The organism is Neisseria iguanae (genome assembly GCF_003013245.1).
Taxonomy (GTDB): domain Bacteria; phylum Pseudomonadota; class Gammaproteobacteria; order Burkholderiales; family Neisseriaceae; genus Neisseria; species Neisseria iguanae.
In genome coordinates this window covers 1-18,833 of sequence record NZ_PXYY01000048.1, presented here as the reverse complement: position 1 = coordinate 18,833, position 18,833 = coordinate 1, and the positions used below count along the sequence as shown (strand labels likewise).

General features: G+C 49.7%; 18 protein-coding genes, 3 tRNA genes and 2 pseudogenes. 21 read left to right on the top strand and 2 right to left on the bottom strand.

What is annotated here, in order from left to right; translation table 11 throughout:
- Positions 1–316, top strand: a 316-nt coding sequence (locus C7N83_RS08270; protein WP_211296615.1) for a transposase, incomplete at its 5' end; no start/stop codon positions are given.
- A gap of 441 nt (positions 317–757) precedes the next feature.
- Here the strand turns inward: C7N83_RS08270 and C7N83_RS08265 are convergent.
- The gene (locus C7N83_RS08265) at positions 758–2,014 is read right to left on the bottom strand and encodes a LysM peptidoglycan-binding domain-containing protein (protein WP_106741931.1); all 1,257 of its coding nucleotides are present in this window, start codon (positions 2,012–2,014) and stop codon (positions 758–760) included.
- A 274-nt stretch (positions 2,015–2,288) separates the two neighbouring features.
- Here C7N83_RS08265 and def point away from each other — a divergent pair, with 274 nt between their 5' ends.
- The 13 genes and pseudogenes from def to C7N83_RS17005 all read left to right on the top strand — a co-directional run bounded on the left by def (position 2,289) and on the right by C7N83_RS17005 (position 15,698).
- Positions 2,289–2,792, top strand: coding sequence for a peptide deformylase (def, locus tag C7N83_RS08260; RefSeq protein WP_106741930.1), 504 nt, complete (start codon positions 2,289–2,291; stop codon positions 2,790–2,792).
- Positions 2,793–2,967: 175 nt separating this feature from the next.
- A complete protein-coding gene (gene fmt, locus C7N83_RS08255; protein ID WP_106741928.1) occupies positions 2,968–3,894 on the top strand; it encodes a methionyl-tRNA formyltransferase in 927 nt (308 codons plus the stop codon).
- Between the two features lie 269 nt (positions 3,895–4,163).
- Complete coding sequence (locus tag C7N83_RS16025; protein ID WP_170064862.1) at positions 4,164–4,322, top strand: hypothetical protein; 159 nt, start codon at positions 4,164–4,166, stop codon at positions 4,320–4,322.
- 28 nt (positions 4,323–4,350) lie between these two features.
- The gene (locus tag C7N83_RS17010) at positions 4,351–4,590 is read left to right on the top strand and encodes a GNAT family N-acetyltransferase (RefSeq protein ID WP_245911171.1); all 240 of its coding nucleotides are present in this window, start codon (positions 4,351–4,353) and stop codon (positions 4,588–4,590) included.
- Positions 4,556–4,732, top strand: a complete 177-nt coding sequence (locus C7N83_RS16015; protein ID WP_245911172.1) for a hypothetical protein — start codon at positions 4,556–4,558, stop codon at positions 4,730–4,732. The genes C7N83_RS17010 and C7N83_RS16015 overlap by 35 nt, the downstream gene beginning before the upstream one ends.
- 234 nt (positions 4,733–4,966) lie before the next feature.
- The gene (rsmB, locus tag C7N83_RS08245) at positions 4,967–6,226 is read left to right on the top strand and encodes a 16S rRNA (cytosine(967)-C(5))-methyltransferase RsmB (RefSeq protein ID WP_106741926.1); all 1,260 of its coding nucleotides are present in this window, start codon (positions 4,967–4,969) and stop codon (positions 6,224–6,226) included.
- Positions 6,192–6,785 (top strand): DUF4390 domain-containing protein, encoded by a 594-nt coding sequence (locus C7N83_RS08240; RefSeq protein WP_106741925.1) that lies wholly within the window; start codon positions 6,192–6,194, stop codon positions 6,783–6,785. The genes rsmB and C7N83_RS08240 overlap by 35 nt, the downstream gene beginning before the upstream one ends.
- Positions 6,786–6,788: 3 nt before the next feature.
- Positions 6,789–8,918, top strand: coding sequence for a sensor histidine kinase (locus C7N83_RS08235; RefSeq protein ID WP_106741923.1), 2,130 nt, complete (start codon positions 6,789–6,791; stop codon positions 8,916–8,918).
- Positions 8,905–10,185: a sigma-54-dependent transcriptional regulator gene (locus C7N83_RS08230; protein ID WP_106741922.1), complete on the top strand. Its 1,281-nt coding sequence runs from the start codon at positions 8,905–8,907 to the stop codon at positions 10,183–10,185. The genes C7N83_RS08235 and C7N83_RS08230 overlap by 14 nt, the downstream gene beginning before the upstream one ends.
- Positions 10,186–10,362: 177 nt before the next feature.
- Positions 10,363–11,579, top strand: a pseudogene (dprA, locus tag C7N83_RS08225) (DNA-processing protein DprA).
- Between the two features lie 15 nt (positions 11,580–11,594).
- A complete protein-coding gene (locus tag C7N83_RS08220) occupies positions 11,595–12,050 on the top strand; it encodes a DUF494 family protein (protein ID WP_106741920.1) in 456 nt (151 codons plus the stop codon).
- A 64-nt stretch (positions 12,051–12,114) separates the two neighbouring features.
- Positions 12,115–14,418 carry a type I DNA topoisomerase gene (gene topA / locus C7N83_RS08215; RefSeq protein ID WP_106741919.1) on the top strand — a complete coding sequence of 768 codons (2,304 nt, stop codon included), beginning with the start codon at positions 12,115–12,117 and terminating at the stop codon, positions 14,416–14,418.
- A gap of 989 nt (positions 14,419–15,407) precedes the next feature.
- Positions 15,408–15,698 (top strand): helix-turn-helix transcriptional regulator, encoded by a 291-nt coding sequence (locus tag C7N83_RS17005; RefSeq protein WP_245911170.1) that lies wholly within the window; start codon positions 15,408–15,410, stop codon positions 15,696–15,698.
- A 431-nt stretch (positions 15,699–16,129) separates the two neighbouring features.
- Here the strand turns inward: C7N83_RS17005 and C7N83_RS08205 are convergent, their stop codons facing one another.
- Complete coding sequence (locus C7N83_RS08205) at positions 16,130–16,447, bottom strand: hypothetical protein (protein ID WP_146135118.1); 318 nt, start codon at positions 16,445–16,447, stop codon at positions 16,130–16,132.
- A gap of 363 nt (positions 16,448–16,810) precedes the next feature.
- On the opposite strand from C7N83_RS08205, the pseudogene C7N83_RS08200 reads away from it, so the two are divergent.
- The 7 genes and pseudogenes from C7N83_RS08200 to C7N83_RS08170 all read left to right on the top strand — a co-directional run.
- Positions 16,811–17,178 (top strand): annotated as a pseudogene (locus C7N83_RS08200) (helix-turn-helix domain-containing protein).
- 157 nt (positions 17,179–17,335) lie between these two features.
- Positions 17,336–17,908: a 16S rRNA (guanine(966)-N(2))-methyltransferase RsmD gene (gene rsmD / locus C7N83_RS08195; protein WP_106741933.1), complete on the top strand. Its 573-nt coding sequence runs from the start codon at positions 17,336–17,338 to the stop codon at positions 17,906–17,908.
- 122 nt (positions 17,909–18,030) lie between these two features.
- Positions 18,031–18,282 (top strand): YfhL family 4Fe-4S dicluster ferredoxin, encoded by a 252-nt coding sequence (locus C7N83_RS08190; protein WP_003677924.1) that lies wholly within the window; start codon positions 18,031–18,033, stop codon positions 18,280–18,282.
- Positions 18,283–18,378: 96 nt separating this feature from the next.
- A tRNA-Tyr gene (locus C7N83_RS08185) sits at positions 18,379–18,462 on the top strand.
- A gap of 29 nt (positions 18,463–18,491) precedes the next feature.
- Positions 18,492–18,565 (top strand) — tRNA-Gly (locus C7N83_RS08180).
- A gap of 12 nt (positions 18,566–18,577) precedes the next feature.
- Positions 18,578–18,652: transfer RNA gene (locus tag C7N83_RS08175), tRNA-Thr, on the top strand.
- A 54-nt stretch (positions 18,653–18,706) separates the two neighbouring features.
- Positions 18,707–18,833: GTP-binding protein (locus C7N83_RS08170; protein ID WP_002259029.1), on the top strand; the 127-nt coding region annotated here is incomplete at its 3' end.

Here is an 18,833-nt window from a genome sequence, read left to right as displayed (position 1 = left end):
GCTTAAAAACAAAACCGATGCTGCAGGCGCAATTCACAACGGCAAACTGCTCAACCGGGTTGGGTCTTTGCTATTGCCGGAATTACCTCAAAACAGTGCGGCCGTGACGGATAATGCCGCGTTTCATGAAAGAGCTGATATTCAAGATTTAATTGAAGGTACAGGTCATACGATTTTTTGGTTACCGCCTTATCGTCCTGACTTTAACCCTGTTGAAAAATATTGGGCTCGGATTAAGAAAATACGTCAGGATTGGCGGCTTGACTGCATAGATACCCTTTTCTTTTACTTTATGCGGATTTGTACTGTTTTTTAATTTCTTTGACTATATAAGAAATTTGAAGAACATAAAGCTAGCATGACCAGCGACATGGAAGAAGAAACGGGTAAGTGGTTACTCAAGAAAATGATGTCAGCCACGCAAGACGCAGACTGAAGGTATTGATTTTATCAAGCCATCTGAAAAGACGGCTTTTTTCTTGCCTGATGTTTGGATAAACAGGGCATTTTGCGGCGGAAGCTGCTTTTTTTCTGGAGTTTTGACGCATGAAATTGAAGTTGGATGAAAACGTCCGTGCGGTCATACAAAATGTAAACCTGTGCAGGATAATGGCCGGGGAGTGGCGTCTGACGCGCCGTAAACAACCGTGTAGAAAATCAGCACGTTGGACAGCGAAGCCAAAGAAGCGGCGGATAATAAAAGGCCGTCTGAATATTATTTCAAACGGCCTTGTTTGTTTCCATCAATTAACCCGTGTTACTGCGTCACATCGATTTTCTTCCCGTTTGGTATTGCAACCGGCGCCATGGTTTTTTCATCGGCCATGTTGTCCAAATCACGACCCGGCTCGGAAGCGGTGTCGCCGATGTTGATGTTGGTCAGGCTTTCCAAAATAATGGCGGAAGACAAGTTTTCGCTTGTGCGGTAAATCATCGCCAAGCCGACTTCTTCAGCTGGAATGGATACGATTTCAACTGTATCACGCGATTTCGGTTTCGGCAGCAGCGAGTTGTTGTAATTGACTTTTACTTGGCGTCCGCGTTTGTAGAGACTTACCACTGTGCCTTTGTCCAAGCCATCCAATTCGCCTTTGTTGAGCGTGATGGTTTGGAATTGGCCGGCTTCGCTCACGCCTTCAAAAATCGAGACGATTTTTGCTTGAATGGGCCGGATCGGTGCATGCGGCATCATATTAAAACTATCGATGCCTTCAGGCATTTTTAGCAGGAAGTCGTCTTTGCGGATTTCGGATACGGCTTCTTCCACCACCAAAGGCTGCGCGGCTTGGGTGCGTAGTTTCATCAGTTTGTGCACTCGGGTGTAGTATTCGTTGTCTTTCAGCTTTTCTTCCGAATCGCGGGTGCGGTTTTTCAAAGCGGTGTCGGTGTAAGGCAGGGTACTGACGATGCCGCTGAACACGACTTCCTGACCCAGGAATTTACGGGTATCCGGGTCGGTGATGTTTTTATTGATCCGGTAGGTCAGGTAGCGGCCGGGTTCGATGTTGCCGTAGCCGTACACACGGTTACCTTGGGTGTAGAGCAGACGGTTGTCGGGGCCGGAAATCAAGCGCGGTGCATCGGCAGTCTCTTGGCGCGAGATGATTTGCGGATGCGCCATAAACAGGCGGTAGAAATTGACATTTACGGTAGGAATGCCGTAGCCGGAGGTTTCGCGGATACGCGGGCTGAGTTTGATGGTCGGAATGCCGTCCGAACCCATACCCGATCCTTCAAAACCCAAGCGCGGTTGGCCGTTGATATAGCGCAATACCAACACTTGCCCCGGATAAATCAGGTGCGGATTGCGGATTGTGTTTCGGTTGGCGCCCCAGAGGCGGTTCCATTGCCACGGGCTGTAGAGATATTTGCCTGAAATACCCCACAAAGTATCGCCCGGTTTCACCACGTAGCGTTGTGGTGCATTCGGGCGCACTTTCAACGACGCTGCATGAACTTGAGCAGAAATTGCCACGCCTGCCATGCAAAGCAGGGTTATAATACGTTTTCGCATAACCGTTCCCCTTGAAAATAATGCGGTTTGTCATCAATTTGGCTGAATCAAGAACGCGTCAATCGTGTTGTGAAAAATAACAATGGGCGTAACGCAGGGTGCTGTGTTAGAATTTGCCTATTGATATTTATTCAGTGATAAACTGATTCAAAATTCATAAAACGCTATTTTATCATTGAATGTTACCGTCATTCTAGAAATAATGGCATTGTCCCGATAAAGCGTATCAAAGTACATACACAAATTTACTGTTTCTGATTGAGAAGATAAAAAAATGGCATTGTTAAACATCCTCCAATATCCAGACGAACGCCTGCACACCGTTGCCCGGCCGGTGGCGAAAATTGACGGACGCATCCAAACACTGGTTAAAGACATGTTTGAAACCATGTATGAGTCGCGCGGCATCGGCTTGGCGGCCACCCAAGTCGATGTGCACGAGAGCGTGGTGGTGATGGATTTGACTGAAGACAAAAGCGAACCGCGCGTATTCATCAATCCGGTCATCATTGAAAAAGACGGTGAAACCACCTACGAAGAAGGTTGTCTGTCGGTGCCGGGCATTTACGATACGGTGACCCGTGCCGAACGCGTCAAAGTCGAAGCGTTGGACGAAAAAGGTGAAAAATTCACCCTTGAAGCCGATGGTTTGTTGGCGATCTGTATCCAGCACGAACTTGATCACCTTATGGGCAAAGTGTTTGTCGAACACCTGTCGCAGCTGAAGCAAAACCGCATCAAAGCCAAGCTGAAAAAACGTCAGAAACACAACCTGTAATCAGGATTTAATCTCAATCATGCCGTCTGAAAACATTTCCCGTTTTCAGACGGCATTGTTTGTTTGGCTGCTATAATATACGTCAAATTACCATATTGATTCCATAAAATATTCAGACGGCCTGTCTGCGCGCGATCTGCGGACAGGCTGAAAACACAATTTGAGAAAGACAGCCATGAAAGTGATTTTTGCCGGTACGCCTGTTTTCGCCGCCGCCGCACTGAAAGCCACCGCTGCCGCAGGGTTTGAGATTCCGCTGGTGTTGACCCAACCGGACCGCCCCAAAGGCCGCGGCATGCAGCGGCAAGCCCCGCCCGTGAAACAGACTGCGCTGGCATTGGGTTTGCGCGTGGAACAGCCCGAAAAGCTGCGTAACAACGCCGAAGCCTTGCAAATGCTCAAAGAGGTTGATGCCGATGTGATGGTGGTGGCCGCCTACGGCCTGATTTTGCCGCAAGACGTACTGGACACACCGCGCCACGGCTGCCTTAATATCCACGCCTCGCTGTTACCGCGCTGGCGTGGCGCCGCCCCGATTCAGCGCGCCATCGAAGCCGGAGATACCGAAACCGGCGTGTGCATCATGCAGATGGACATCGGCCTCGATACCGGCAACGTCATCAGCGAACACCGCTACACTATCGCACCGGCCGACACTGCTAACGAAGTGCACGATGCGTTAATGGATATCGGTGCTGCCGCCATTGTTGCCGATTTGCAACGTTTGCGGGCAGGAGGCTGTCTGAACAGCACGCCTCAACCCGAAGAAGGCGTGACCTATGCACAAAAGCTGAGCAAAGAAGAAGCCAAAATCAATTGGCAGGAATCCGCCGATGTGGTTGCCCGCAAAATCCGCGCCTTTAATCCCGTACCTGGCGCATGGACGGAATTTGACGGCAAGCCGATGAAAATTTGGTCAGCTGAAACCGTGAATCAAAGCGGCAAAGCAGGCGAAGTGTTGAGCTGTACTTCAGACAGCCTAGTGGTCGCGTGCGGCAAAAATGCGCTGAAAATCACCGAGCTGCAACCGGCAGGCAGCAAACGCATGAGCATTCAGGCTTTTGCGGCAGGACGGACAGTGAAAGTTGGAATGGTGCTGTAAGCAATGTAGGTACGATTTAGCTAACTGCGCATGTGGCGCCATCATAATAACGCCGCCAGATAGGACCAAACCATCAGGGTGCCTGAAACTTCGCCATGCAGCCACGCATGCGTACGGTTACACCATGCCGAAGGTTGCGGGGCTGATTCAGTTGAAATACGGATAAACCATGATATACAGCGAATTTGACCAACCTGTCGGCAGAGAGTTGCCCGGATTCTGTGCTGGAGATAAACCGTCGGCAATTTTGTTGTGGGGGCAGCTGCCGGTTGGAAAAACTGTCTGTTGCCAAGCATGGCAATGATTTGTATGACGTTTACGGCGCAGGCAGCCCTTTGCGGAATTGGACGTATTTTCCGATTGAGCCGCTGCCGGATAAGGTGCAGGTGGTGCAATTATTAGAGGCTTTGGCGCATCGAAAATCGTGAAAATAAAGCGGTCGGTACATTCGCATTGATGCGGATAGACACCGCCAGCCGCGTTGCCGAAGTCGGTTGGGTTATTTATTCAGACTGCCTCAAGCGCACTCGGATTGCCACTGAGGCGCAGTATCTGTTGGCTAAATATGTATTTGAAACGCTACAATACCGCCGTTATGAGTGGAAATGCGATGCCCTAAACGAGCCGTCATGCAGGGCGGCTCTGCGTTTGGGATTCCGATATGGAAGGCACATTCCGGCAGACGACGGTATATAAAGGCCGCAGCCGCGATGATACGGCTTGGTTTTCGATGATAGGCAGCGAATGGCCGCAGATTAGGGCGCGCTTCGAACGTTGGTTGGGTGATACGAATTTTGACAGACAGGGCAATCAGCGTGTGTCGTTGAACGTCATATAAACTGAAGCCTTTGCAAAAACGAGAACTGGCTGCAATCTAAGCCCACGGGTTGGCGCAGCTGACGATAAGGCATGGTTTTTTTTGATAAAAGTCTGTTTTTGCAAAGGTTTCAAAGCCGTATCGCTGCAAAGATAAATTAAGATAAATCCGTTTTCAGACGGTCTCAATTGGTTTCAAGGCCGTCTGAAAACAAAATGTGGATAATGTGATGGATAAGACAATGAAAGTTTTCCTATGAGCATGGCATTGGCGCAAAAGCTGGCCGCCGACAGTATCGCTGCGGTGGCAGCTGGGCAAAACCTGCAAGACGTGTTGGCGGCAATCCGTTCGGCTAACCCCGAATTGAGCGCGCAGGAGAGCGGTACGCTGCAAGACATTGCTTACGGTTGCCAGCGTTATCTGGGCAGTCTGAAATTTATGCTCGGCAAAATGCTGAACAAGCCGATTGACAATGCGGTTCTGGAAAGCCTGCTGCTGGCAGCTTTGTACCAACTGCATTACACGCGCAATGCGCCGCATGCGGTGGTGAATGAGGCAGTGGGGCACATTGCCAAAATCGGCCGCGGCCAGTACCGCTCGTTTGCCAATGCGGTTTTGCGCCGTTTTCTGCGTGAACGTGACAAGCTGGCAGCAGCGTGTAAATACGATGACACGGCCAAACACAATCTGCCGCAATGGTGGGTGGCCTATCTGCAAAACCATTATCCGAAATATTGGCACAACATCACTACCGCGTTGCAATCGCATCCGCCGATGACATTGCGCGTCAACCGCCGCCACGACAATGCTGAAGATTACCTACACAAGCTGGCAGCGGAAGGAATTGGCGCAAAGGCTTTGGATGATTATGCGGTGACGTTGACCGAAGCTGTACCGGTGAGCTGTTTGCCTGGTTTTTCAGACGGCCTTGTGTCGGTGCAGGATTTCGGCGCACAAAAAGCGGCATATCTGTTGAATCCGCAAAACGGAGAGCGTATTCTCGATGCCTGTGCCGCTCCGGGCGGTAAAACGGGGCATTTGCTGGAATTGGCTGATTGCCATGTGACCGCTTTAGATATTGATGCAAGCCGTTTGGCGCGCGTACACAGCAATCTTGACCGTTTGGGCTTTCAGACGGCCTCTCTGCATTGCGCCGATGCGCAGGATTTGGCTGCGTGGTATGATGGTAAACAGTTCGATGCCGTGTTGGCTGATGTCCCGTGTACCGCTTCGGGTGTGGCACGCCGCAATCCAGACATCAAATGGCTGCGCCGTCCGAGTGATGCGCTGAAAACCGCACGCCAGCAGGAAGCTTTGTTGGACGCTTTATGGCAAACTCTGACAAAAAACGGCAGAATGCTGTTGGCGACCTGTTCCATTTTTGTCGAAGAAAATGATCAGCAGCTGCAAAAATTCCTTAACCGCCACGCCGATGCCAAATTGCTGGAATCGCATGTGCTTTTACCGAACAAACACCAAGATGGCTTTTATTACGCGCTTATTCAAAAGCAGTAAATTGCTGCTGCTGCCAGTTCTGCTGGCTGCGTCTTTGCACGCGGTGGCAGAAGGCATCAGTGCGACCCGTGCCGAGGCCAGCTTGACGGATAGCGGCCAATTGTCAGTCAGCAGCCGTTTTGAAACCGAATTGCCCGACCAGCTCAAACAAGCCTTGCAGCAGGGTGTGCCACTGAATTTTTCTTTGTCTTACCAATTGTCGGAGCCGACGATTGCGGCCTACCGTTTCCGCTTGGAACATCTTCTAAACGACGGCAACACGGTTAACTATAAATTGTCGTTTCATCCGCTGACCAACCGCTACCGCGTCACAGTGGGTACTTTTTCCACCGAATACGATACCCTGAATTCAGCCTTGCGTGCGGTTGGGGCGATTGCCAACTGGAAAGTGTTGAACAAAGGCACGTTGCGCGGCAGCCGGCCGGAAGACATCAAAGCACAAATTCGTTTGCAATTATCCACTTCCAAATTGCCTAAACCTTTCCAAATCAATGCATTGACTTCCCGAAGCTGGAGCTTGGATTCGGGCTGGAAAGCTTTGTCGGTAATGCAGGAATAAATCATGCGCCGCTTTCTCTTAACCGCTGTTTTGTTGGCGGTGGCTTTGCTCTACGGACTGACAGCCGCGACCGGCAGCAGCAGCCGTATTGCCGATTACTTCTGGTGGATTATCGTGTTGTGCGGCTTGCTGATGCTGTTGTTGGCGGCGGTGCTGGGGCGTTATGTTCTGCTGTTGATGCGCGACAGCAAAAACGGTGTGTTCGGCTCGCAAATCGCACGCCGCCTGTCGGGAATGTTTACCTTGGTGGTGGTATTGCCGAGCGTGTTTTTATTCGGTATTTCCGCGCAATTTATTAACGGTACAATTAATTCTTGGTTCGGCAAAGACACCGAAGAAGCGCTGGAGCGCAGCTTAAATTTGAGTAAATCGGCTTTGGAATTGGCAGTGGATAATGCCGTCAGCAATGCCACGCCGATTCAGATCGATTTAATCAGTGCCTCTTCTTTAGACAATGATTTGGGCAGCGCGTTGGCCGCAGCGTCGAATGCCAACGATTTTACCCAGTTGGCGTTATATAACCTCAGCCGCGACCGTTTTGAGAAAACCATCAATCCGCTGAACCTGAACCAGCCGAAAATCGATAAAGCCGGGCAGGAGCAATTGCAGCAGGCCGGTTCGCTGCGCAGTTTGGAAAACATTGACAATGTATTGTATGCGCAGGGCTGGTTGTCGGTCGGTGCATATAATAATCAGGAATATGCTTTTTTCTTCCGTCAGCCGATTCCGCACAATGTGGCGCAGGATGCGACCCTGATTGAGTCGGCTCGGGCGAAGTATGCCGAATTGAGTTATGCCAAACAAGGATTGCAAACCTTCTTTCTGGTAACCTTATTGGTTGCGGCTTTGTTGGCGGTTTTCTTGGCCTTAGTGATGGCCTTGTATTTCGCCCGCCGCTTTGTCGAACCTATTTTGTCGCTGGCAGAAGGCGCGCGGGCGGTGGCGCAGGGCGATTTCAGCCAGCAGCGTCCGGTGTACCGCAACGACGAATTCGGCCGCCTGACGCATTTATTCAACCACATGACCCAGCAGCTGGCAATTGCCAAAGATGTGGACGAACGCAGCCGCCAGCAGCAGGAGGCCGCCCGCCATTATTTGGAATGTGTGTTGGAAAGCCTGACTACCGGCGTGATTACCTTGGATGCAAAAGGCCGTCTGAAAACATTTAACAAATCTGCCGAACAAATTTTAGGCGCATCGCTGGTACCGTTGAGAGGTAGTAACTGGCACGATTGGCGCGGACAGTCGCCTCAGCAAACGCTGCTGGCCGATGTGTTTGCTGCGATTGAAGCGACGACCGGAACCAACAAGCCGGTGCAGGTGGAATACGCCGCGCCTGATGATGCGAGGATTCTGCTCGGCAAGGCTACGCTCTTGCCGGAAGACAACGACAGTGGTTTGGTGATGGTGATTGACGACATTACCCTGCTCATGCGTGCGCAAAAAGAAGCAGCATGGGGCGAAGTGGCCAAGCGTTTGGCGCATGAAATTCGCAATCCGCTGACGCCTATTCAGTTGTCGGCCGAAAGATTGGCTTGGAAATTGCATGATAAATTGGATAGGCAACACGCCCAAATTCTGACCCGATCAACCGATACCATCGTCAAGCAAGTGGCCGCGCTCAAGGAAATGGTGGAAGCCTTCCGCAACTACGCCCGCGCGCCGTCGCTGAGTTTGGAAAAACACGATTTGAACCGTTTGGTCGAAGAAGTATTGGTGCTTTATGAAGGTAGTACATGTACATTTTCTGCTAAATTCAGTAATATAGTATTATCCATAAACGCAGACACCACCGCGATGCGGCAGGTATTGCACAATATATTCAAAAATGCGGTTGAAGCAGCAGAAAGTGACCCGAATCCGCAGGTAAGCGTTGAAACCGCCTTGAGCGACGATGGGCAAGCTGTTTTGACCGTTTGCAACAACGGTAAAAGCTTCAGCAAAGAAATGTTACATAATGCTTTTGAGCCCTATGTAACCGACAAGCCGACAGGTACGGGGCTGGGCTTGCCTGTAGTGAAGAAAATTATTGAAGAGCACGGTGGCCGTATCAGCCTGAGCAATCAGGCCGACGGTAGTGCATGTGTCAAAATAGCGTTACCCCAACTGGTAGAAACTTATGCGCAGCAGTGATATTTTAATTGTAGATGATGAGGTGGGTATCCGAGACTTATTGTCGGAAATCCTCCAGGACGAAGGTTATACCGTGACTTTGGCAGAAAATGCCGAAGAAGCACGCCAATTGCGCCACCAAGCCCGTCCGGCAATGGTTTTGCTGGATATTTGGATGCCGGATTGTGACGGGATTACCTTGCTGAAAGAGTGGGCGAAAAACGGCCAACTCAATATGCCGGTAGTAATGATGAGCGGTCACGCCAGCATTGACACGGCGGTGGAAGCCACCAAAATCGGCGCATTGGATTTCTTGGAAAAACCGATTGCCCTGCAAAAGCTGCTTTCTACCGTTGACCGTGCACTGAAACACGGCGAAATGCAGGCTGCGGCAGGTTTGTCGCTGGATCGATTGGGCAACAGTCCGGTGATTCAAGAATTGAATCAGAAATTGGAAGTTGCATCCAAACAAAACGGCCCGGTATTGCTTATCGGTGAAGCAGGTTCGCCGTTTGAATGGGTGGCGCGTTACTTCCATAAAAACGGCACGCCTTGGGTGGAAACAGGCAAGGTTGAACACATCGTTGATACCCCGTTGGAACTGTTACAAAAGGCAAGTGGCGGCATTCTGTATGTGGGAGACATCACGCAATACAGCAAAAATATTCAAAACGGCATCGTGTTCTTATTAGGTAAAGCCGATCGGTACAATGTGCGTATCGTGGCCGCCAGCAGCCGATCGGCGGAAGAATTGGCCGAATCAGCCGCGGCAGACAACAAACTGCCGAACCTTTTGTTGAAAATCATCGTCAATGTACCGCCATTGCGCAGCCAGCCGGATGACATCGTGTTTTTGGTGAGCCAAATTTTAATTGAATTGGCCGAAACGCAGAAAATCCCGTTGGTGAAATTCAGCAGTGGCGCGTTGACTGTATTGCGCCAATATGAGTGGCCGGGCAATTTCGAGCAATTGCGCACCGTTGTGAAGAATTTGGCGTTGGAAGCCGACGGTGAAGAAGTGCAGGAGCAAGCGGCTGCGGCGGCATTGGGACAGAATGTGCCGTCTTCTTCATCGGAAATGGTTGGCGGCTTCAATTTCAATATGCCGCTGCGTGAGTTGCGCGAAGAACTGGAACGCCGCTATTTCGAATACCACATTGCCCAAGAAAACCAAAACATGAGCCGCGTGGCACAGAAAGTCGGCTTGGAGCGCACACACTTATACCGCAAGCTGAAGCAGCTTGGTATCAGCGTTTCGCGCCGCAACAGCGATAAATCCGAAGACTGATGTATGAGATAATCCGGGGCCGTCTGAACACTAAAAATGTTTCAGACGGCCCCGGATTATCTGTTTGCATTTATCCCAATGTCTGTATAATCATCGCTGTTAAAAATATTACGTAAATGATTATCTGGATGGCGCTCAAGCATCTGCTGTTGGAGCCATCTGAAACAGGATGCAGGCATGAACGATAATGAGCGTTTTGCATGGTTACAGCTGGCGCTGACGCCTTATGTCGGTGCGGAAAGCTTCTTGATGTTGCTGCAACATTTCGGCAGTGCACAAGCGGCATTGGCCGCGCCGTCTGAAATCATCGGCAAATTGGTGCGGCACAAACAAGCCGTGGCCGCGTGGCGGGATGACGACAAACGCGATGCTGTCAAGGCTGCTGCCGAGGCCGCGTTAAACTGGGCGCAACAAGACAACTGCCGTTTGCTGCTGTTGCAGGATGATGATTTCCCCGATATGCTGACTGAAGGCATCACGCCGCCGCCTTTATTGTTTTTGCGCGGCAACACTGATTTGCTGCACAAGCCTTCTGCGGCCATCGTCGGCAGCCGTCATGCCACGCCGCAGGCGATGCGCATTGCCCGCGATTTCGGGATGGCTTTGAGTGAACAGGGCATTCCGGTTGTTTCCGGTATGGCGGCAGGTATCGATACCGCCGCTCATCAGGGAGCGCTGCTTTCAGACGGCGGTACCATTGCCGTGTGGGGTACGGGCATAGACCGCATTTATCCTCCATCCAATAAAAAACTTGCCTACGAAATCGCCGAATGCGGTTTGATTGTCAGCGAGTTTCCCTTGGATACTCGCCCGTATGCCGGCAATTTTCCGCGCCGTAACCGCCTGATTGCCGCCTTGTCGTGTTTGATTTGGTGGTGGAAGCAGCGGTGGAGTCTGGTTCGCTGATTACGGCTAAGCTCGCCGCTGAAATAGGTCGAGAAGTAATGGCCGTACCCGGTTCGATTGACAATCCGCACAGCAAAGGCTGTCACAAGCTGATTAAAGAAGGCGCAAAATTAGTGGAAAGCTTGGAAGATATCGTACAGGAATGCCCGCAGCTATTGCAAAATACCCCATTACCATCATATTCTATATATAAGCATCAACAAACTACACCTGCCGCCGCACCGAAAGCTACCCCTGAAGCAAGGGAAAAACCAGTTGCCGTAAGCGCAGCGTTAAGATCGTCTGAAACCACAAGGCCGTCTGAAAACAAACCAACGGCAGAGAATACTTTACTAAACGCAATGGGGTACGATGCCATTCATCCCGATACGCTGGCCGAATCGCTCCATTGGCCGGCCACTGATGTTTACGCGCAGTTATTGGAGTACGAACTCGACGGCGTCATTGCCCTGCTGGCCGGCGGACGCTACCAACGGATTAAAACATAACATTAAGGAACACGCATGGCTGAAGTCATTGCTTTTTTAATCGAACATTTTCAGGATTTTGATGCCTGCCCGCCGCCGGAAGATTTGGGGCGGCTGCTCGAAGATGCCGGCTTTGATGCGATGGAAATCGGCAATACCCTGATGATGATGGAAGTGTTACTCAACAGTTCCGAATTCGCCATCGAGCCGATTGACGCCACGGCTTTGCGCGTGTACAGCGTGGAAGAAGCCGATGTGTTGTCGCAGGAAGTGATGAGTTTGCTGCACTATCTGATTGCCGAACACGCGATTAATTATGAGCAGCGTGAAATTGTGGTGCATGCGCTGATGCACATTCCGGCCGATGAAATCACCGTAGATATTGCAAAAGTGCTGACCCTACTGGTGCTGTGGGCGCATAAGAGCGAATTGCCGGTATTGGTCGGCGATGATTTGATGGCGGCTTTAAACGGCAACGCTGTGATGCATTAATTTTTTTCAGACGGCCTTTCATTCAAAGGCCGTCTGAAATTTACAATAACAAAAGAGAGTAACAATGGCTAAAAACCTTGTAATCGTCGAATCTCCGTCTAAGGCCAAAACCTTAAAAAAATATCTGGGCGGGGATTATGAAATTCTGGCTTCATACGGCCATGTGCGTGATCTCGTGCCGAAAAACGGCGCGGTTGATCCCGAAAACGACTTCGCGATGAAATACCAATTGGTTTCGCGCAATGCCAAACACGTCGACGCGATTGTGGCCGAAGCCAAAGAAGCCGAAAATATTTATCTGGCGACTGACCCGGATAGGGAAGGTGAAGCCATTTCATGGCATTTGCAAGAAATACTCAAGTCCAAGCGTGGTCTGAAAAACATCAAACCGCAGCGTGTGGTGTTTCACGAAATCACCAAAAATGCCGTACTTGATGCCATCGCCCACCCACGCGAATTGGAAATCAATTTGGTCGACGCCCAACAAGCGCGCCGTGCCTTGGATTATCTGGTCGGCTTTAACTTATCGCCGTTGCTGTGGAAAAAAATCCGCCGCGGCTTGAGTGCCGGCCGTGTACAAAGCCCTGCCTTGCGCCTGATATGCGAGCGCGAAAACGAAATCCGCGCGTTTGAAGCACAGGAATATTGGACCGTGCATCTTGACAGCCACAAAGGCCGCAGCAAATTCACCGCCAAGCTGGCACAATACAACGGCGAAAAACTCGACCAATTCTCCCTGCCCGACGAAGCCGCCCAAGCCGGTGTGCTGAGCGAGCTGGCCGGCAAAGAAGCCGTGGTCGGCAGCGTGGAAAAGAAAAAACGCAGCCGCAATCCGGCTGCGCCGTTTACCACGTCCACTATGCAGCAGGATGCCGTGCGCAAACTCGGTATGACCACCGACCGCACCATGCGCACCGCCCAGCAGCTTTACGAAGGGATTGACGTCGGCCAAGGCGCGATTGGTCTGATTACCTATATGCGAACCGACAGCCTGAATTTGGCCGATGAAGCCGTGGTCGAAATCCGCCACTACATCGAAAACAAAATCGGCAAAGAATATTTACCGGCAGCGGCCAAACAGTACAAAACCAAATCGAAAAACGCCCAAGAAGCGCACGAAGCCATCCGCCCGACTTCGGTTTACCGCACGCCCGAAAGCGTCAAACCTTTCCTCAGCGCCGACCAATTCAAGCTCTATCAGATGATTTGGCAACGCACCGTCGCCTGCCAGATGACACCGGCCAAATTCGACCAAACCACCGTCGATATTACCGTCGGCGCAGGCGTGTTCCGCGTCACCGGCCAAGTGCAGACTTTTGCCGGTTTTTTGAGCGTGTATGAAGAAAGCACCGATGACGAGGGCGAAGAAAACAAAAAACTGCCCGAAATGGCCGAAGGCGACAAATTGCCGGTTGATAAACTTTACGGCGAACAGCACTTTACCACGCCGCCGCCGCGTTTCAACGAAGCGACCTTGGTAAAAGCCTTGGAAGAGTTCGGTATCGGTCGTCCATCGACCTATGCCAGCATTATTTCCACGTTGAAAGACCGCGAATATGTCACGCTGGAACAAAAACGCTTTATGCCGACCGACACCGGCGACATCGTCAATAAATTCTTGACCGAACATTTCGCCCAATACGTCGATTATCACTTCACCGCCAAGCTAGAAGACCGGCTTGACGAAATCGCCAACGGCAAACGCCGCTGGATACCCGTGATGAGCCAGTTTTGGAAAGGCTTCAGCAAGCAGGTTGAAGAAAAGGAAGGTATCGAGCGCGCAAAATTCACCACCGAAGATCTGGATGAAACCTGCCCGCAATGCGGCAACCATAAGCTGCAAATCAAATTCGGCCGAAACGGCCGCTTTGTCGCCTGTGCCGGTTATCCCGAATGCGGTTATACCCGCAATGTGAATGAAACTGCCGAAGAGGCAGCCGAACGCCAAGCCAAGGAAGCCGCCGAGCAGGCCGAACTCGATGGCCGCGAATGCCCGAAATGCGACGGCCGGCTGGTGTACAAATACAGCCGGACCGGCAGTAAATTTATCGGTTGCGCCAACTATCCGAAGTGCAAACACATCGAACCTTTTGAAAAACCGAAAGACACCGGCGTTGTTTGCCCGCAATGTAAAAAAGGCCATCTGGTCGAACGCAAATCACGTTACGGCAAGCTGTTTTACAGTTGCAGCACCTACCCCGACTGCAACTACGCCACTTGGAATCCGCCCATCGTCGAAACCTGTCCGAAATGCCAATGGCCGGTATTGACCATCAAAACCACCAAACGCTGGGGCGTCGAAAAAGTCTGCCCGCAAAAAGAATGCGGTTGGAAAGAGCAAATCGAACCGCCTGCACCGAAAGAATAGGGTTGGTGTAATGACAAAGGCCGTCTGAAATTTTTCAGACGGCCTTACATTCACCTGACAAGTGTAACGTTCCACCAACAGAAAAAGGCAGTATGCGGTAGCATACTGCCTTTCCCGACAACAAAAATCGCAACATGGCCGACACGCAACTGACCGCAAGGCAACGACTGCATTTCCGGACACGACCGCAAGCAATCCCCCAGCCAAACCGCACAAACCATCCTCCGCCGCCAGCCGCAAAATCAAAGCAGAACATACCGTTACCGACAGGCACAGCAACACAGCGGCGCCGGAAAGAAAAACAAAACCGCATGGGAAATGACCGCTGCCGTCAAACAGACTGTTACAGGGCCGAACCGAAAATGCGTAAGTTGGTAACAGGGAAACAGGCTGCGGTTTCACAGGCAGTCTGCTGGTGTCGGGTGATGATTTCAGAGAAACGGATGAATGATTATCCCGGATTTACCGAAAACAATGCCTATTGCTGATACCTTCCAGATATTCGCGCAATACCAAGCCCGGATGTAGGGTACCTTTGCATTTTGTTTTCTTGGTGATGTCCTAAAAAGCATGCTGCACTTAAAAACAAAACGATTCAGAAATCTATAAATGTCGTCATTCCCGTGCAGGCAGGAATCCAGCTCAAAGGATAGGTAACTTATTTTGAAACAGTAGGTTGCTGAATCTCAACGATAGGTTCCTGTCTGCACGGGAATGGCGGCGTAAGGGGATTTTTGGGCATTCGAACATCCAGCATACTTTTTAGGATACTACCATTTCCTTAATGCCGTTTGAAACCCGAACTATTTCAGACGGCCTTTTCAATCTTCAAGCCGTTTACGCCCATTCATAAAATCAGTAGGACCTTCATACGCTGCCAAACCAGCTGCCCCAAACGCTGTTTTCGTCCTTGCTGCTGTCATTTGGGCAGTTTGTCTGTTTGGGCAGGTATACGATTCGAATGGTATTATCGTTTTGCATAATTTTCCTTGATATTAACAATAATACCGCCGTTATATCCGTATCTCTGCCAGCTTATCCAACAAATCAGGCAAGGCCGCCTGAACGGTCTCCCATACGACCACCCAGTCAATATCGAAATCGCCGTGGGCAATGCGGTCTCATGCCGCGCATACTGCGCCATGAGCATTACCGAAGCCGCCAAACGTTTGCGTGTAACCCGCGCCGAGTTGAGCTGTATTTTAAACGGCAAGGCCGCCATTTCCGTAGACATGGCCGTGCGCCTGTCTATTTTACTGTCAACCAGCAGCGAATTATAGCTGGGTATGCAGACCAGATACGATTTATGGCAGGCCGAGCAGCAACCGCATGATTTTGTCTTGCCGTTGAATGCGGCGGCGGTTTGACAATTCAAGAGAAAGAAAATGCTGTCTGAAACGGGCTGATTTCAGACGGTATAAATATTGTATTTATTTGAAGATAAGATTTATTTTTCAATCAAATAACCGTTTTCTGTAAATCACCCAAGCAGTTAATCATAATGTCATTGACCACGGATTTGAATGCGTCATTCAGGTTGTTGTGGTAAATGGCATTTGGATTGTGGCTTTGCCGACAGTAGTAATAATTTCATACTCATATTGTTCGGAATGTAATATCTGATTTTGATTCATATAACTGCATGAAAACCATAGTAATCGGAAACAGTGTTGCCCGCAATGCCCATAGTAGGCCAGGCCTGCATGCCCTTTTAAAATGTACCGCCTACATCAGCAATATTATTGCCGGAAATTTTCAAACCGTTTGCGGCTTGGGCATAGGGAACGGCAATTCGGCTGTTTTTCAAAGAATCTTCAGCTAAAGAAAAAAGTAAGTTGTTGGCTTGCGGCAGAAGGTTACCGTTTGGGGAAAAATCAGCTTCGAGTCGGACTGTAAAAAGTTTGGCAGGCTGCTTAAAGTCGGACGGCTGGTATTTTTTATGCACGGGCCGGGTTTGAACGGCAGTGTTTACACAGCCTGTTATTAAAATAAGGGGAGGAAGCAGCAATAACAGTTTTTTCATTTTCAATAAAACCTCAAATGGTAAATAGGAATCAAGCTGAATAAGATTTTTTGTATCAAAATCTTATTCAGCTTGAATTTATATTATTTGCTACAGGCATATGAACAGAAGCGCAGCCGCTTAAAGTCAGTGCTGCCAGAGCAACAGGGAGGGTTAAGGTTTTAAGGTTCAACATAGGTTTTCCTTTGTAATGAATATAAATCGACGAAAAACCATAGGCGATTTGTAATAAATCTCTAAAATTTAAGGCTGTTTATCATGTAAAATGTGAGCAACCGTAAAAATTCTATAAAAACGGCAATTTGAAAACCAGCGAATATTAAAATCTATACTTTCGATTTAACTACCTACACTAAGTAAAGGCAGCCTATGGATACCTACGAAAAAATCCGCTTAATACGCGAATTGAACAAATGGTTGCAGGAGGATATGGCGGAGACGCTGGAGATGTCGGCGGGTGGGTATGCAAAATTGAACGTGGGGAAACGCAGTCGAGTATTCTGTGTTTGGAACAGATTGCGGCGATTTTTGGTGTAGGTTTATGGGACCTGATACAGTCTAAAAATAGGTCCGTATTATAGATTAATGAGGGCAACAGCAATATTGCCAATATCATGGGTGATACTGCTACCGAGTTAACGATTCTGAAACAGGAACTCAAACACACGCCGGATTTGTTGGCGCAAAAGCATAAGGAAATCGAATTATTGTGCAAAGTCGCGGGTATGCAGCAATAGCGGCTTTCGGCATATAATAGAGGCCGTCTGAAGGATTCAGGCGGCTTTTTTTGTTATTTTTGGGGTTTCTGCAATGATAGGTCGAATTAGGCGGTACGCCGTAATCCGACACTTGTCTGACAGGACAAGCCCACTGATACAGCCATACAAATGGATAATCATGACTTCTAAAAACAGCAAACACAGCAATCAAGTGCGTATTATCGGCGGCATACACCGCGGCCGTAAATTGAATTTCCAATCGGCAGAAGGCTTGCGGCCGACGCCGGATATGGTGCGCGAGAAGGTGTTTAACTGGCTGGGGCAGGACTTGGCCGGTAAAACGGTATTGGATTTGTTTGCCGGCAGCGGTGCGCTGGGTTTGGAAGCGGCTTCTCGACGGGCGGCGCGGGTGATGATGGTGGAAAATAACCGCCAAACGGTGTGCGCTTTGCAAAACAGCAGCCGCGAGTTGGGTACGGCACAGGTGGAAATTATCGCTTCAGACAGCCTGATGTATCTGCAACAGCAGCGCGGGCAGTTTGATGTGGTGTTTCTCGACCCGCCGTTTGCCTGGCAGGATTGGCCGCGTTTGTTTGAATCTTTGCAAAGTCACTTGAAAAACGGGGCAATGGTCTATATTGAAGCCAGTGTGATACCGACCAAGCCGGAATGGTTGGAAGTTTACCGCGAAGGGAAGTCGGGCATGAGCAAGTTTGAAGTATTACGCTATACGCAAGTAGCTGAATAGTATGGAATTTGAGAATCATTACCAGGGTGTAAACATTTGCAGTTATAAAGGTTTTCCGAATGTGGTTGTGCTATAATCCGCGCCCATCGGTTTTGAAATTTTAATGAAAAAGGAAAAATACAATGTCGCTCTTTATTACAGATGAGTGCATTAACTGCGACGTATGCGAGCCTGAGTGCCCCAACGATGCCATTTCTCAAGGTGAGGAAATTTACGAAATCAATCCGAGCCTGTGCACGCAATGTGTCGGCCACTATGACGAGCCGCAATGTCAGCAAGTGTGTCCGGTAGACTGTATTTTGATTGATGAAGAGCATCCGGAAACGCATGACGAACTGATGGCGAAATACGAAAAAATCATTCAGTTCAAGTAAATTTTCATAAAATCAGATTGTTGCAATATTTTAAAAAAATATCGGAAATATTGCTTGACTTGATAAAAAGAAATAAATAAACTAATATTCTCTTTTGGAGGGATTCCCGAGCGGTCAAAGGGGGCAGACTGTAAATCTGTTGCGTGAGCTTCGAAGGTTCGAATCCTTCTCCCTCCACCAAAATTCTTACTTGGAGTAAAAGTGAGTATGCGGGTGTAGCTCAATGGTAGAGCAGAAGCCTTCCAAGCTTACGGTGAGGGTTCGATTCCCTTCACCCGCTCCAATAGACAATTTAGCCCATGTAGCTCAGGGGTAGAGCACTCCCTTGGTAAGGGAGAGGCCGGCAGTTCAAATCTGCCCATGGGCACCATCTCATTTACTTACCCGTACTTTTAATTGAACACTTAGAATAGGATTTATTGCCATGGCTAAGGAAAAATTCGAACGTAGCAAACCGCACGTAAACGTTGGCACCATCGGTCACGTTGACCATGGTAAAACCACGCTGACTGCTGCGTTGACTACTATTTTGGCTAAAAAATTCGGTGGTG

Coding starts and splice junctions, on each gene's coding strand:
- C7N83_RS08190 (WP_003677924.1), top strand. CDS start 18,031: ATGTCGCTCTTTATTACAGATGAGTGCATTAACTGCGACGTATGCGAG.
- C7N83_RS08240 (WP_106741925.1), top strand. CDS start 6,192: ATGGCTTTTATTACGCGCTTATTCAAAAGCAGTAAATTGCTGCTGCTG.
- def (WP_106741930.1), top strand. CDS start 2,289: ATGGCATTGTTAAACATCCTCCAATATCCAGACGAACGCCTGCACACC.
- C7N83_RS08220 (WP_106741920.1), top strand. CDS start 11,595: ATGGCTGAAGTCATTGCTTTTTTAATCGAACATTTTCAGGATTTTGAT.
- fmt (WP_106741928.1), top strand. CDS start 2,968: ATGAAAGTGATTTTTGCCGGTACGCCTGTTTTCGCCGCCGCCGCACTG.
- C7N83_RS08235 (WP_106741923.1), top strand. CDS start 6,789: ATGCGCCGCTTTCTCTTAACCGCTGTTTTGTTGGCGGTGGCTTTGCTC.
- topA (WP_106741919.1), top strand. CDS start 12,115: ATGGCTAAAAACCTTGTAATCGTCGAATCTCCGTCTAAGGCCAAAACC.
- C7N83_RS17010 (WP_245911171.1), top strand. CDS start 4,351: ATGCGGATAGACACCGCCAGCCGCGTTGCCGAAGTCGGTTGGGTTATT.
- C7N83_RS08230 (WP_106741922.1), top strand. CDS start 8,905: ATGCGCAGCAGTGATATTTTAATTGTAGATGATGAGGTGGGTATCCGA.
- C7N83_RS08265 (WP_106741931.1), bottom strand. CDS start 2,014: ATGCGAAAACGTATTATAACCCTGCTTTGCATGGCAGGCGTGGCAATT.
- rsmB (WP_106741926.1), top strand. CDS start 4,967: ATGAGCATGGCATTGGCGCAAAAGCTGGCCGCCGACAGTATCGCTGCG.
- C7N83_RS16015 (WP_245911172.1), top strand. CDS start 4,556: ATGGAAGGCACATTCCGGCAGACGACGGTATATAAAGGCCGCAGCCGC.